Genomic DNA, 15,483 nt, shown 5'->3' on the forward strand with positions numbered 1-15,483 from the left:
CGCGTGGCAATTTGCCAAATAGAAAAGCCAGTCAAAACATCGACTGGCTTTTTTTATCCGTGTCCGTCGCAAGAGCTACTGGCGACGGCACTGTTCGGTATGGGTTAGAAATCGACCCGAACTGACAACTGTACGCGGCGTGGATTGTACCAGCGTCTTGGTTTGCCATATTGCGTGGCGAAGTCAATCGGCTCGATGTCATAGCCGGTCTGACGGTCAAAGACGTTAAACAGATCAGCACGGAATTTCACTACCAGTTCCGGGTTAATCACGTAGTCCTGCGTATAGTTCAGATCCATTTGCCAATGACTGCTGCTTCGTCTGCTACCCGCTTTTTCGGCATAAGCACTGACGGCCTCATAACTGCCGCGCGGATTGAGGCCATAATAAGCGCCTGACCAGGTTTCCCAGGCCTGACCGGACTGGAACAGGAAGTAGGCGCCGATATTGGCTTCCCAGTCTAATGTGTAATAGCCATAAACTTTTAGCAGATGCGGTTTGTCAGCCGACAAGGTACCGTCTTTGTTATCCCAGACGTATTTGCCTTTATCGTCGTTGTAATACGACGAACCGATAAAGGTGTTGGCGTCATTGGTATAAGTGGTGTTGTCCTGATCGAAATTACCGGTGTAACGGCTCCAGACATAAGACGCGTTCAGATAAGCGCGATCACCAACCCATTCGGCTTCAAAACTGGCTTCCCAATACTTGGTGTAGCCGCCATCGACCTCGGCAATAACATAAGTGGAGCCACCGATTTCTTTGCGAATGTCTTCCAGATTCTTCACGTAATCACCAAGCGCCCGCAAATCTGCCGGCACACCACCATTCGGGCCATAAGTACCTTCACGCGAACGCGCATAGTTCCAGATATCTTCCCAGAAATGCGAACCTTCGCGGTGACGGATGTGACTACGTAAATACCAGCCGCCGTCCAGTGCTTTGGTGGTGCCTAAGGTGAATTCATCGATACGGCGCGGTTTGAGGTCATCGGCAAATACTTTACCGCTGGACGAACCGCGGTTGGCCGTTTCCAGATAGTTGCCGTTTTCATCAAACCGCACTAACAACGTGCGCTGTGTGCTGCGGTCCCAGGATGCCGCGCGGGCCAGCGAGCTGGCTTCCGGATTGTAGGAGGCGTAGTTGGCAAAAATGGTATTTTCGCCGTCATAACGCCAGGTAGCACCCAAACGTGGCTGGATCATGTCTTTCCAGTCGATGGTGTACATTTTGTACTTGTTGCCGGGCGCCAGCTCAAAACCGGATACAGTACCGGCTTTTTCGCGTAAGCCCTGACCAAACAGCTCGTCTTTACTGATTAACACACCGATGTTGTAGTCGAAATCACCGTGCGTGATGGTGTCATTGATCTCAAAGTTATATGAACGTGCGGCAGATTTAATTGGTGGTACTGTTTTACCGCTGGCATCGAGCAAGCTCATTTGTTCGGTTGAGGTTTGATAAAAATATGGCACGCCGGCTGCGGTTTTTTGTAAACCACCGGTGTAAGCGATTGAGCCCCAGCCATTGGATAAGCGGCTTAATTCTTCTTCGATATCCGAATACTTAAAGCCGGCATGCAGTTTGTGCGTGGTATCGCCATGACTGAGCTCATGGTCGATGGCAAATTCCAGACTGTCGCGGTAGAAGTTCTGGTTATTGATTTGTGGCGCCCCGCCGACACGGCCACCGCCGGCTTTGGCACCGGCAGCATTGGTATAACCATATTGGTTAATCAGTTGCTGGGCAAAGCTGTTAAATGCCAGCTGCGCCGGTGTGGTCGCGTTAGCGATTAAGGTCGGGACCGCCAAAGTACCAAGGCCGGTCAGATTGTTTAAATCCAGTTTATTGCCAATGACTGGCTGGAACGAAAAGCGGTTATCAGGTGCAGTGGCGGTTTCTAATTCAAAACGGCCAGCGTTAAAGGTCAGACTGGTATTGCTGCTCAGCAGGTAAGAACCGTCAAAAGTCAGGATCGTTTGATCGGATATTTCACCAACTGACACTGTATCTGAGTCAAAAGCGCCAACAGAGGCCCCATCTGACTCACGGCTGGAATCGCGCAGACTCATGTTAAACAACAAATCATCTGTCGGTGCGAACGTCAGCTTACCGAAATATTCATTCCTTTCGCTGCTGTAATCTTTTACCGGGCCATAGTTGGTTTCTTTATTGGCACGTTCTGTTTCTGGCCGGTAAAAAGAGCCATAAAAATACAACATGTCTTCAATCAGCGGTCCAGCCAAACCCATAGTGATCCAACTGCTTTCTGATTTAAAGGCTTTAGCGACATCCTCGCTTTTAGCTGTTAGGCTTTTGTCCTGCAGCTTGTATTCGATATAACCTTCAAATTCATTGGTACCGGATTTGGAGATGGTATTAATGGAAAAACCACCGGCGCGGTTAAAACCAACCGCTTTGGCGCCACCGCGGTCCATCGACACGCTGGCGATATCATGGGTGGATGGATCTGACGCCAGGTTGCCAAATAATGGTAAAGACACGTCGACGCCGTCAAAACCATATTTGTTATCGACACCGGAACCACCGGCGGATGGGCCTAAGGTACCGTTTTCCGAGTACTGCACGCCCGGCACCAGTTTTAATAAATCACGATATTCCTGACCAACCGGCAGCGACTCGATGTTCTCTGCGCCCAGTGAGTTGGTCAGCGCAGAATTACCTTCGCGCGAGATGGCGCTACCCAGCACCTGGATCACTTCAACATCGGCACCGCCGGCACCCAGATTGACGTCAACAGTAGAGGTTTGTTCAAGTTGTACTTCAACCTGCATTTTACGCACAACACCGGTCGCGTTGCTGATCGTCAGGTCATATTTGCCAGGGAGTAACAACGGCAGGGAATAAGAGCCATCGGCTTTGGTCACTGCGGTACGTGGTTTTGGCATTACATTACTGCTGGCGGTGATTGTTAAACCTGCCACTGAACTTTGGGCAGAATCTGCGCTGATTTTGCCTTTGATGCCCCCTGCCTGCTGGGCCATTGCTGGCGCCGCACATAAAGCGCTGGCAAGCAGTGCACTGGTAATAAGGTTGATGCCAAAACGCCGGACCGGCGTCGTCGGATACTGCGGTGATGTTGTTATTTTCATTGCTAAGTCCCGGATTATTATTGTCTGTACCGCTGACCTGCTTTTCACGCTGATTTGCTGCCAAACCAGCCCGACTACAAAAGCGCTGCCGCTGCCACCGCCTGAAACCAGACGGTCCATCAAGGCGAAATTTTATTCTCGCCCACAGCAAAGATAGCAATAAATTATTTTATGAGAAATAGCTTATGCGAATTAATTTACAGATTAAGAATATTCAATTATTAGGCGCAGCGACACGATGCTGGCAGACAACCAAAAGGAGCAAATTCGTGGTGGGAAAAAATTTTATCTTACTGAATTATATGTATTTTAAAACCCCGCAACATCGGGAGCTGCGGGGGTGGTTTCAGTTAGCTTACAGCCGTGTGTTCATCAGCAAATTTATGTGCAGCGAATAATTGCTGGGCCTGATACCAGATAGCACCAACTTCGCCAGAGCCTACTGGCTGTCCATCGATAGCAATCACCGGCATTAACTCTTTTGATGAGCTGGTGAGCCAGACTTCATCCGCAGCCAGTACTTCAGCTTTGCTGATCACCCGTTCCTGCACCGGCAATGTGCTGTGCTTTCTTAAGATCTGTAACAGTAACAATCGGGTGATGCCAGGTAAAATCTGTTGGTCCAGCGGAGGTGTACTGATCACGCTATCTTTGACAATAAAGGCATTACAGGAACTGCCCTCGGTTAACTCATCCTGTTCATTAAATAACATGGTTTCCTGATATCCGGCATCGACGCCCTGCTGATGATGGAGCACATTACCAAGCAGCGCCGTCGATTTGATATGACAACGTTTCCAGCGTAAATCGCTGGCCGAGGCGACCTGAATAGGTTTGGCTGAACCCGGCAAACCGGTCGGCGGCGGATTGATGGTAAAGGCAAAAGCAAACACTGTTGGCGTCACTCCGACCGGAAAGGCATGGCCGCGTTTGCTATCAGTACCGCGTGAGACGTGTAAGTAAACGCCCAGATCGCCATTACCGTTGCGCATGAGCAATTCTTTGATCATGTCCAGCCATTGCGTATGGCTCCAGTCAAACTGAATGCCGATCTCTGCGAGTCCGCGCTGCATCCGGTCGATATGTGGCGTGAAGCCAACCAGTTTGCCCTGATAACTCGGGATCACTTCATAAATGCCGTCACCAAATAAAAAACCGCGGTCCATCGGTGAAATGCGGGCCTCACTGGCGGGCATAAAACTGCCGTTCAAATACACATCTGACAATTCAGGTCCTTACGCCGGTACAAACCGGTGTTGTTGATACAATTGATAAATCTGTTGGCATAACTGAGCGCCAATGTCCGGCGAAAGCCCATCTTCGGTCAGCGTATTTTGCCGGGTCACGCCATCGACACTGCCGTGACTGGATAAAAACTGCAGGGATTGCAAAGCGTCGCAACAGCCAAACAAATCGGCACCACTTTGCAGCGACCAGTGATAAGCCAGACCATACGCCGCCCAGTTCGAGACATCCGCCACAATCAGTTCGCTGCAGCTGGTCACCGCGGGCCTGATATCAAGGGCGCGGATCGTGTCGATAATCTTGCCCATACCAATTTCATTGCCACCATCACCGATCCCGACGGTTGGGCAAGTAGCCAGTCGCATCAGCGCATCTAAATCGGCGACTTTGGCACTGATATCTTCATGGCGCATATTGTAATATCGCCCATCCGCCGCCTGCCCGGGTCTTTCAATACAAAGCACCGCCGCTGGCTGATACTTGGTCAGTAACTGCGCGGCACGCTGCTGACCATCAATGCCAAGCGGAAAAGCTTCGACCTGGAAATGTCCATCCAGCACGGACAACAATGGGTCACCACACACCAGCACCGGTTGCACGCCAAGCTGTTGCAGCATGCGATATATCGCGATGGCGCCAACAGGCCCATCCGTTTCGAAGGTCCCCGCAACAGGAAAACCGGTGCCAATCAGCACAGTGCCGCCCGGCTTATTTAGCAAAGTTGCAGCGCGCGCGAGGTAGCCCGGTTGCAACGCCTGCCGCGCCAGCGCCATGCCACGCGGATTGCGGGCCACGAGCAAGGCTTCAATCTCTGTTGCTTCTCTCTGTCCGGCGCCTGTCTGACAGGTTTCTTGCTGTCCGGCTTCAGGCAGAACAGGCGTTTGTGGCGAACTGACCGGCTTATTCATTGTCATCTCCGCGCGTTTAGCCTTGCTGCCAGTCAGCAGCAATTGCGTCCAGCTGTTGTTGCAGCAAATACAGACGTTGACGCTCCTGCAGCACAGCGTCTGCCACATCCAACCAATAAAACCGTACAAAGTTGCCGGTCATCAGTTGGCCAAGGCGTTCACAGCCGCCGCGTGTTAAAGCACCGGTTTTGGGATAACCGCCAATGGTTTGATGATCATTGAGCATCACAATAGGTAAGCCATTCGGCGGCAATTGCATCGCACCTAAACAGATCCCTTCTGAATAGAGCTGCTGTGCAGTAACAGGTAGAGGCTCACCGCCTAATTGCATGCCCATCCGGTCGCTACGGGCCGTCACGCGAAATAAGCGCTGAGTCAGCAGCTGCGGCAGCTGTGGGTTGAGATCTTCCAGCTGAGCTCCGGCAATCAGCGGGATTGCGCGGATACTCTGATGGCGATAATGCTGATGATACGGCAATGAGATCTGTGGATCTGGCCGCTGCCAGGCTGAACAGGACAACAAAGTGCCGGCACTGATCGCTTTGCCTTGCCCGTCAGGCCCGCCGACTTTTTCCCGAAGCACTGTGGCCACACTGCCACCAATGGCTGGTGCGGGAAAACCGCCAGCCACTGCCAGATATGCGCGGGCACCAGCCCGGCTGTAGCCAATTTCGAGCAGATCGCCGGGTTGTAACAACAAAGTACGATATCGCTGCACTGGCTGACTATTGATTAACAGCGGCATCGCTGCGCCGGTTAGTGCCACTAACACTGGCTGTTCCGCCCGAAAGGCAACGGCACCGAGCGTGATTTCAATTACCGCCGGGCATGTGCTGCCGACGTGGTTGTGATTGCCGACCAGTGCATTGGCGATGCGGGCCGCCGTGAGATCCACAGCGCCGCCTTGGGTCAGGCCAGCGCCGGCGGCGCCAAAACGGCCCGCATCTTGTAACTGCACACCGCTATGGCTTTGCAGCACCCATAAGCCTTGCTGTTCAGATGGGTTGGCCAAAACGCTCATAACTGGCCCCCTAAACGCAGAAACTCGGCGCGTTCAATCGGCACAAAGCGCACGGTATCACCGACCGCAAATGGCAACATCGGATCAGCGGTTAAATCAAACAACGGTATTGGACAATTGCCCAGTAAATGCCAGCCGCCCGGAGATGCTGCCGGATATACCGCAGTCTGGCGGTCAGCGATGGCGACACTGCCGGCGGCCACCGCAGGTCTGGGATTGGCAAGGCGCGGTGTACTGATGCGCGGATCGGTAAAACCAAGATATGCAAAACCCGGCGCAAACCCAATTGCATAGACCTGATAGGCCTGACCGCAGTGCAGCTGGATGAGCTCGTTAATACTCAGCTGATGTAAAGCGGCGACGGCTTGCAGATCTGGCCCGCTTTCCTGGCTGTAATAACAAGGCAACTCGATAACTTTATTGCTGCTGGCCTGCAATTCTGGCCGAAACAACATCGCCTGCGCGCTGACAATTTTCTGCCAAATCTCGGTGTGGTCAGTTTTCAATACATCGAAAATAACCAACACCGAAGTGTAAGAAGGCACCAGCTCCAACAGTGCATCACCGAGCAATAGCGGTAACTGGAGCCGCAAGTTTTGCATCACCTGCATCAATTCCGGTCCTGGACCTTGCGGCGCCAGCGCGGTTAAATCCAACAGCAGTGCCTGCTCGCTGTGAATACGCAGCCGTACCGGGATACCTGAGCTTAATAATTGGCCATGCATTTACAGTACCGCCAGACTGGCGTTGGTTAAATCGGTCACCAGCATACAACCGGGACTGTGGCTAAATGCCAAATCCGCTTTGGCATTTTTAATCGCGACCTGAGGTGTGACGCCGCAGGCCCAGAAAACCGGGATCTCATCAGCTCGGATGCTGACGGCGTCGCCATAATCCGGTGCCTGCAGATCATTGATGCCAATCAGCTTGGGATCGCCTAAATGCACCGGCGCGCCATGCACAGTTGGAAAGCGGCTACAAATCTGAATAGCGCGGATCGCGTCCGCTGCGCGCATGGGTCGCATGCTGACCACCATATTGCCCAAAAAAGGCCCGACCGGCGTTAAGCGGATATTGGTGTTATACATCGGCACATTCTTCTGTTCAGTCTGGTGACGCAGTTCAATGCCACCTTGCTGCAACGCTTCTTCAAACGAAAAAGAGCAGCCAATCAGGAAGCTGACCATATCGTCGCGCCAGTGCGCGGTTAAATCAGTGACTGAATCACTCAGCACGCCGCCGCGAAAAATGTTGTAGCGCGGCGCATCAGTGCGGATATCCAGCGCTTGGTCAGCCAGCACAAAATCGGTTTGACCCGGCTCTGTAGCAAACGCCAAGAGCGGACAAGGTTTAGGGTTAGCCAGACAAAATTTCAGAAAGTCGTCCGCCAGCGCTTTGGGCAGTATCGCCAGATTGGCCTGCACGTAGCCATTGGCAAGGCCGGCGGTCGGCCCTTGCCACAGTCCTTGTCGTGCAGCGGTTCTGACCGCGGTCGGGCTTGAATGCGCATCCAATAACATTAATTTTCCCTCTTTTCACCTACGCCATCGCTTACTCTTACACTGCCATATTGCCATGACACATACCAGCTGCATCAATCCAAATGCACCGGCATCACGCCGGTTGCCGTGGTTTTACCGCTGAATAATTGCGCCAGCGCGACAAACACTGCGCCGGGTTCCTGATCCGGTTTCAGGCTAAACGGATAGCCATAAGTGGCCAGACGAATATCCACCTGGCCGGCAAACTGCGGCAACTGGTACGGCGACCGCAGTGCGACTACCACAGTGGTCGCGCGCTGACTTCTGGCAAAGGCAAGCTGCTGTTGCAGTTTCGCCAATTGCTGTTCGACACTGAGCGGAGCACTTAATGCAACATCCTGGCGTAAATCCGCCAGCACACCGGCTTCAACCGCGCTTTGCTCCGGCGCGACATAAGCGCCAATCACAACAGCGCCCGGCGCCAGTTGCTCCAAGCTGTTGTCACTGCGAAGATCAAAACATTGCAGCGGTACAGCCGGGAATTCGGTTCGCAGCACGAGGCTAAAACGCCGGCATTTGTCTGCATCCGGCATCAGTAAATAAAGGGCTTTGGCCTTGGTAATAGCGCTCAGGTCGCCATCCAGTAACGTTAACGCATTTGCGGCTATCTCAAGGTCGAGTTGTTGCTGGCGCTGATACAATGCATTTGCTTCATCTTCAGTCAGCGCTTCGGTTTTCGGTTGTTGCGCCAGCCATAGTTTCAGATCACGGATGTGTAAATAAGACTGCTCTAGCGCCTGCACGTCCAGCTCACCGCTTTGTACCGCTGCAACCAGTTGGTCCAATAGCTGCTCAAGTCTGGCAAAGTCGGCCGGGCTTTGGATCTCGAGCGGCATCAGCGCAATATCAGCACCGGCGGCAAAACTGTGTTTAACCGCTTGCAATGGCGTAAAGGCGTCACTAATCGCCTGCATATTCAACGCGTCGGTGATCACCACACCGTCAAACTCAAGCTGTTCGCGCAGCACTCCGGTCAGAATGGTGTTGGATAAAGTTGCTGGCGGTGCGATCCATTCCCCATGTTGGGTTTGGATTTGACTGTCATCTAATGCCGGATACTGGATATGTGCCGTCATCACCAGACGGGCACTACCCGCTTGCACGGCCTGCCGAAACGGCTCTAAGTCGATGGTTTCAGCGACAGCGCGCACATGATCAACCTGCGGTAAACCGGTATGGCTATCGGTTGCCGTATCGCCATGACCCGGAAAGTGTTTCAGCGTCGCGGCTACACCACCTTGTTGCAGGCCGCGCGCTAACGCAATACCAAGTGCAGCAACCTGTTGCGGATCATCGCCAAAAGCACGGACGCCAATCACCGGGTTCGCCGGATCACTGTTCACATCCAAGGACGGTGAAAAATTGATGTTGATACCGAGTTGACGCAAGGTCTGCGCCTGCGCCACGCCTTGCGCGCTGGCAAAATGCTGCTGGTGTTTGGCGTAGGTGGCGCCAAGTGCCATAGCGCCCGGAAATGCTGGCAACACTGATTCTGGCAACCGCGCGACGCGACCGCCTTCCTGATCTGTGGCAATCAGCAACGGCAAGCTATCGGTGGATGTTTGCTGCAAGGCCGCAGTCAAATCACTGATCTGTTGACGCTCCTGCAAGTTGACGGCAAATAACACCACCCCGCCAATATGCAACTCGCGCAGTTTTTGTTGCCATAAAGTCGGTAGTTCGGTGACCGGTTGCTGACATGGCTGCTCGGGCGTTGCGGGAGTTTCGCAGAAGTGACGCAAATCCAGCATCAGCCGTTGCCCCAGCCAAAACCGGATCTGTTGTTGTTGCACCTGTTGATACCAAAGCCATGCACCACTTGCGCCAATCAATAACAGCAATAACAGGCCATACAGGGCTAAACGGGAAAAACCGCGGCTTTGCATCTTGTCTTCGCACAGAAAAAAACAGTCAATACTGTTAGTTATGCCGGAGCTTGTGCTGAAAATCAAGAATATATTATTCCAGATGAAATAGTTTGAAATAATATTTAATGCACCTTATGCTTGGAAAATAAGCAAAAACAGCAAAAGAATCACAGGGGCGTAGATGAACTCGGCGTTTCAGTCTGCAGACTGGAGTATTTTCATTGTCTATTTTCTGCTGCTAGCGCTGACCGGCTGGTGGTTTAACCGTGGCAGTATTGGCACTAGCCGCGAGTTTTTTACCGGCAACCGCCAAATTCCGACCTGGGTTATTGCGGTATCAGTACTGGCGACGGCCCAATCTGCAGCTACTTTTCTCGGCGCGCCGGATTATGCCTACCGCGGCGACCTCACTTATCTAACCACCAATCTTGGTGCTTTAGCGGCGGCGTTTTTTGTTGCGCATTTTCTGCTGCCGAAGTTCTATCAGTACAAAGTCACCACTGCATACGCGTTGCTACAGCATCGGTTTGGTGAGCGCACCAAACGTCACGCCGGCTGGATGTATCTGGTCGGCCGTTTGTTTGCCAGTGGCGCCAGGCTTTATATGGCCGCCATTGCCTTGTCGATGATTCTGTTTACCGATATCGCTCCTCCTCATGTTCTGGGCGCAATTGCGCTGTTGTGTCTGGTTAGTTTTGCCTATTCGACCTGGGGCGGCATCCGCTCAGTGATTTATGGCGACGCGATCCAGTGCGCGGTCTATGTTGGTGCGGCTGTGCTGGTGCTGGGGTATCTGTTCTGGCAATTGCCGGGCGAAGGTAGCCAGATTTGGCAATCGCTGCAAGTTCCCGCTAATGGCAGCGCCAGTAAATTACGTCTGTTTGATTTTGGTACAGATATGAGCCCGGCCGGGGCCTTTAATCTGCTGTCGACTTTTACCGGGTTCTTTTTGCTGTTTATCGCCTCTTTTGGTTTAGATCAGGATTTAACCCAGCGCGCTTTGTCTTGTCGCGATGCCCGTCAGGGCACCTGGGCCCTGGTCGGTTCGGTACTGTTGGTGATCCCGGTGGTCACCGTGTTACTGGGTATCGGCTTGTTATTGTTTCTATTTTATCAGGACCCGGCTTACCACAGTAGCGAAGGACTGGCGCCGCAAAGCCGTTTTGCCGGCGAAACCATTACCGTCTTTATGTTTTATGTGCTGCATGAATTACCGGCCGGGTTACGCGGATTGGTGACTGTCGGTGTGATCGCTGCTGCAGTATCAACATTGACATCCGGCTTGAATTCAATGGCGTCTGTGCTGATGGAAGATATGCTGAAACCCAAGCTAGGCGCGCATTTGTCGGCATCTGCTGAAGTACCATTAGCGCGGGTCCTGATGTTTCTACTGATGCTGGCACTGGGTGCAATGGCGATGCTGTGTTTTTATTGGCAACAATACAGCGATACGCCACTACTGGCATTTGCACTTGGCGTCATGGTGTTCTCCTACAGTGGTTTACTGGCAGTATTCGCAGTTGCACTGTTTAGCCAACGTGGCAATACCTTCAGTTGTGCCCTCGCCTTGTTGACCGGCTTTGTCGTAGCGGCCCTGCAGCAGCCTTATATCCAGCAGTGGTATTTGCCACCGGCCTGGCAATTTGATTTGGCCTTTACCTGGCAACTTTGTATCGGATTTATTTTGGCAACACTGGTGGCGTTAAGCGGTAAGCCACAGCCGGTGACTACCTGGACTGCAAAGTCTGCAGGTTTGTCTTCACAGCGATCTGAAGAGGTGTCTGATGCCTGTTTATCTGCTCGGAATTGATGGCGGTGGTAGCAAAACGCTGGCGCTACTCTGTGATGCACAAGGCGTTGAGGTGGCGCAGGCGAGCAGCGGCCCGGCGCATCTGACCAACGATTTGCCTGGCGCCTGCGACACAGTCTTACAACTCATCAACACTGTCTTGCATCAAGCGCAGCTGACGCCGACGCAAATCGTGTTAGTCGTAGGTATTGCCGGTGCCGGTGATGACCGCTTAAAACAACAGCTGCTGACAGCGCTCAAGCCGGACCAATATGCCGGCTGTTATGTCACCACCGATGCCAAAACATCCTTACATGGCGCCAACAGCGGCGCACCTGTGGTGGCGATTGCGCTGGGTACCGGGTCTGTTGCGATGCGGCTTGATCAAAGCCAGCAAGAACAACAAGTCGGCGGTTGGGGTTTTAGCATTGGCGACGAAGGCGGTGGCGCGGCGATGGGAAAAGCCGCCGTGCGCGCTGCGCTGTGGGAGCAGGACTGTCACCCAGATAGCTATTCAAAACTCGCGCAGTATATTTTTTCGGTGATAGGCCAGAATAAAACCGACATGCTGACCTGGCTACGGCAAGCCAATGCTAATCAATATGCCGCGCTTGCACCCCGCGTGATTGCACTGGCCGGCAGTTGCACGGCAGCGCTTGGTGTGTTGCACAAGCATGCTGCTGACGTCGAACTGTTGATTAAAGCAACCCGTGCAGACACTGATTTACCGGTAGTTGTGCTTGGCGGCCTTGCTGAGGCAACTGTACCCTATTTGTCCGAGCGGGTGCGAAGTTGGTGCCAGAGCGCCAAAGCCGATAGCGTGCGAGGTGCTATTTTGATCGCCCGGCAACTGGCAGATTCTGTAGCAAAGTCGCCCGCGCCATCGAAGCCGGTAGCGTCCAGTGGCAACGACGACCGCGCAATAGCGCTGGCACGTCAGTTAAGTCAGTTGCCAACCGAATCGAGAGCTTCGGCGCGGCTTGATTTAGCCGGGTTAGACACAGAAAGTTTGTTAAAAGCACTGAATCAGGCTGACCAAACGGTACCGCAGGCAGTGGCACTGGCGATCCCAAATCTGGCGCTATTGGTGGACAAGGTAGTGGCCGCTTTCGCCGTCGGCGGCCGGTTGATTTACATCGGAGCCGGCACCAGTGGCCGGCTCGGTGTGCTGGATGCGGTGGAATGCCCACCGACGTTCAGTGTGGAGCCAGACCAAGTGATGGGCTTGATCGCCGGCGGTCATAGTGCGATGTTCCGCGCCAAAGAAGGCGCCGAAGATGATGAAGCGCTGGCTGTTGCCGACTTAACTGCAATCCACTTTGATGCGAAGGATGTGTTAGTAGGCATTGCCGCCAGCGGCCGCACGCCTTATGTCATTGCAGGCCTTCGCTATGCGCGCAGTCTGGGCGCACTGACGGCCGGCATCAGCTGTAATCCGGGCACTGAAGTTCTGACCTGCGCCGATCTGGCGCTTTGTGCGGCGGTGGGCCCTGAAGTACTGAGCGGTTCCACCCGGTTAAAAGCCGGTACTGCGCAAAAACTGCTGCTGAATATGATTTCAACCGCAGCCATGGTGCGAAGTGGCAAGGTGTATCAGGACCTGATGGTCGATTTGCATGCCAGTAATGCGAAGTTAAAGGCCAGAGCACTGAATATCATTCGCCAAGCCACCGGAGCTAGTCTGGAAGATGCCGGTTATCTGCTGCAACACGCCGGTCAGAGTGTCAAACTTGCCATTTTGTTGTTCCACTCGGTACCCGACCTTCGCAAAGTTTGCCCTGTTGATGTGCAGGCAGCGCAAGTGTTGTTACAGCAAACGCGCGGCCATCTGGCCGAGGCTATTCAGCGTCTACCGGCAGCCATATGTCCGGCTTAAAGAAGCTGATTTTTTTCCTGCTGCTGATGAGCCTCCTGACCGGTGCTTTGCCTGCTGACGCGGGAACGACCAAGCAGAGCCGGAGCTGCTTTCCAGACCAAACCGCAATCGCAGAGGATTTATCTGCCCGTGTCGGCGCGTTAAAACTCAGGCAGCAGCAGCCCCTTCTGCAGGGCAAACGATTGGGCCTGGTGGTCAATCAAAGCTCGCGGCTGGGTCATTGCCACCTGGTCGATGTGCTCAGTGAGCTTGGCCTGCAAGTGAGCGTGATTTTCACGCCAGAACATGGTTTTCGCGGCGACGCAGATGCAGGTGCCGCAGTCGCCGACAGCAAGGATAGCCGCAGTGGCGTACCGATTTACTCCCTGTATGGTGCGCAAAAAGCCCCAACCGCCGAGCAACTCGCGAATGTTGATGTGCTGTTATTTGACTTGCAGGATGTCGGCACGCGCTTTTATACCTACCTGTCGACTTTGCATCATGTGATGCAGGCCGCTGCTACCGCAAAACTTCCGCTCTGGGTGTTGGACCGACCCAACCCAAATGGTCGCTGGCTGGACGGTCCGCTGTTACAACGCGAATTCAACTCTTTTGTTGGGATGCATCCCATCCCGCTGCTGCACGGCATGACGCTGGGCGAACTGGCGCAGATGATCAAAGGCGAAGGCTGGATAACCGGCGCAAAGGCGTTATCGCTGACCGTGTTGCCGGTATCGCAGTACCAGCGTGACCTGCCTTACGATTTACCGGTCGCGCCGAGCCCGAACTTACCAAACCGGCAAGCTATCGCCTGGTATCCGACGCTGGCTTTATTTGAAGGCACTGCGGTGTCGGTTGGCCGTGGCACGACCTGGCCGTTTCAGTTGCTGGGGCATCCACTGTTACTCGAAGAGCAGGCTATCTGGCGGTTGACGCCGGTCAGTACGCCCGGTGCGGCATTAAACCCACCGTGGCGCGATACAGTGATAGGCGCCGAAGACTTTCGGCAACGCACACCAGAACATGGCTTGATGGTGGAAGTCTGGCTTGAGTGGCAACAACGCTTCGCCGCCAAGGGTGTGCGTTTGATTGATAAACCGGCTTTTTTCGACAAACTGGCAGGCAGCAGCCAGCTGCGCCAGCAATTGGAACAAGGCCAGACTGCAGCGCAGATCCGTCAGAGCTGGCAAGCCGATTTAGCAGCGTTTGCCAAACAAAGAGCGCCCTATTTGTTGTATCCGTAGCGCTGCTTTTACCAGAGCGCTCATCAACGAGAACGGTAAAACTGTGCCACCGCCTGATTGGATTTTTCCATTAGGCTACGGCCGGTTTTGCAGGCTTGCGTCAGACCGATAAACAATAAATCGATAACATATTCCTGCGCGGTCCGCGCCAGGATCGACGATAGGCGCGCGGATTCTTCATCGGTCGCCATATACAGTTGTAAATGGGCATGATCCCCAACCGGGGATTGGCCATAACGGGTCAGACTCATCACATTGGCCTGATTGGCGCGGGCCTGGCGGCTGATCTCGACAATCTCACGGGTATTGCCAGACTGGCTAATAGCAAATAACAAATCACCTTTGCCAAGAGTGGCGACCCCCGCCAGCTGCACGTGACTATCGTTTTCTGCCATGGCGCAAAAGCCCAGTTTCTGTAGCTTGTAAGCAAAATCTTTTGCCACCAGCGCCGATGCGCCAATACCACTAATATGAATACGGCGCGCGTCGCGTAGCATTTGCACCGCTTGTTCCAATAGCTCGGTACTGTTCAGAGTGGCTGTAGAATTTAATACGGCTATTTTACTAGCCAGCAGTTTATCGCTGACTTGCTGCAGATTGTCACTGAGCACTATTTTGCCGTGTAATGCGGTATTGTCGGGCTCGGATAGCACCGACTCATTGAGCGCAAACTTAAAATCCGGATAACCGCGATAGCCTAATTTCTGCGTGAACTTAACCACACTACTCTGACTGACGCCAACAGCGCCAGCCAGGTTCTGTGACGACAACTCCCGGATCAAAGCCGGTGATTTCAGTACAAAATCAGCAATTTTCAGCTCATTGGCCGACAGAGTATCTTTAATCGAGCGGATTTTGACTAAACAAGACATGCTGGTTGTCTTCCTTTAAAGTGCTGT

General features: G+C 53.4%; 11 protein-coding genes. 3 read left to right on the plus strand and 8 right to left on the minus strand.

What is annotated here, in order from left to right:
- Positions 1–104: 104 nt before the first annotated feature.
- The 7 genes from ACFFJP_RS09990 to ACFFJP_RS10020 form a co-directional block, all read right to left on the minus strand.
- On the minus strand, positions 105–3,113 hold the full coding sequence (locus tag ACFFJP_RS09990) for a carboxypeptidase regulatory-like domain-containing protein (protein WP_377242966.1): 3,009 nt from the start codon (positions 3,111–3,113) through the stop codon (positions 105–107).
- Positions 3,114–3,463: 350 nt separating this feature from the next.
- Positions 3,464–4,330: a D-amino acid aminotransferase gene (locus ACFFJP_RS09995; RefSeq protein ID WP_377243430.1), complete on the minus strand. Its 867-nt coding sequence runs from the start codon at positions 4,328–4,330 to the stop codon at positions 3,464–3,466.
- Positions 4,331–4,348: 18 nt separating this feature from the next.
- Positions 4,349–5,266 carry a glutamate cyclase domain-containing protein gene (locus tag ACFFJP_RS10000; RefSeq protein ID WP_377242971.1) on the minus strand — a complete coding sequence of 306 codons (918 nt, stop codon included), beginning with the start codon at positions 5,264–5,266 and terminating at the stop codon, positions 4,349–4,351.
- A 16-nt stretch (positions 5,267–5,282) separates the two neighbouring features.
- Positions 5,283–6,287 carry a 5-oxoprolinase subunit C family protein gene (locus tag ACFFJP_RS10005; RefSeq protein WP_377242973.1) on the minus strand — a complete coding sequence of 335 codons (1,005 nt, stop codon included), beginning with the start codon at positions 6,285–6,287 and terminating at the stop codon, positions 5,283–5,285.
- Complete coding sequence (pxpB, locus tag ACFFJP_RS10010; protein WP_377242975.1) at positions 6,284–7,012, minus strand: 5-oxoprolinase subunit PxpB; 729 nt, start codon at positions 7,010–7,012, stop codon at positions 6,284–6,286. The genes ACFFJP_RS10005 and pxpB overlap by 4 nt, the downstream gene beginning before the upstream one ends.
- Positions 7,013–7,807 (minus strand): putative hydro-lyase, encoded by a 795-nt coding sequence (locus ACFFJP_RS10015; protein ID WP_377242977.1) that lies wholly within the window; start codon positions 7,805–7,807, stop codon positions 7,013–7,015.
- A gap of 74 nt (positions 7,808–7,881) precedes the next feature.
- Positions 7,882–9,714, minus strand: coding sequence for a glycoside hydrolase family 3 N-terminal domain-containing protein (locus ACFFJP_RS10020; RefSeq protein WP_377242979.1), 1,833 nt, complete (start codon positions 9,712–9,714; stop codon positions 7,882–7,884).
- Between the two features lie 163 nt (positions 9,715–9,877).
- Here ACFFJP_RS10020 and ACFFJP_RS10025 point away from each other — a divergent pair, with 163 nt between their 5' ends.
- Genes ACFFJP_RS10025 through ACFFJP_RS10035 form a run of 3 tightly spaced genes read left to right on the plus strand, consistent with a single transcriptional unit; the run spans position 9,878 to position 14,584 of the window.
- Positions 9,878–11,506, plus strand: coding sequence for a sodium:solute symporter (locus ACFFJP_RS10025; protein WP_377242981.1), 1,629 nt, complete (start codon positions 9,878–9,880; stop codon positions 11,504–11,506).
- A complete protein-coding gene (gene murQ, locus ACFFJP_RS10030; RefSeq protein ID WP_377242983.1) occupies positions 11,481–13,361 on the plus strand; it encodes an N-acetylmuramic acid 6-phosphate etherase in 1,881 nt (626 codons plus the stop codon). The genes ACFFJP_RS10025 and murQ overlap by 26 nt, the downstream gene beginning before the upstream one ends.
- Positions 13,349–14,584: an exo-beta-N-acetylmuramidase NamZ family protein gene (locus tag ACFFJP_RS10035; protein WP_377242985.1), complete on the plus strand. Its 1,236-nt coding sequence runs from the start codon at positions 13,349–13,351 to the stop codon at positions 14,582–14,584. Before murQ ends, ACFFJP_RS10035 begins: the two co-directional genes overlap by 13 nt.
- A 23-nt stretch (positions 14,585–14,607) precedes the next feature.
- Here the strand turns inward: ACFFJP_RS10035 and ACFFJP_RS10040 are convergent, their stop codons facing one another.
- Positions 14,608–15,456, minus strand: a complete 849-nt coding sequence (locus ACFFJP_RS10040; protein ID WP_377242987.1) for a MurR/RpiR family transcriptional regulator — start codon at positions 15,454–15,456, stop codon at positions 14,608–14,610.
- Between the last annotated feature and the right edge of the window lie 27 nt (positions 15,457–15,483).

This window comes from Rheinheimera tilapiae, from assembly GCF_042432165.1.
GTDB lineage: Bacteria > Pseudomonadota > Gammaproteobacteria > Enterobacterales > Alteromonadaceae > Pararheinheimera > Pararheinheimera tilapiae.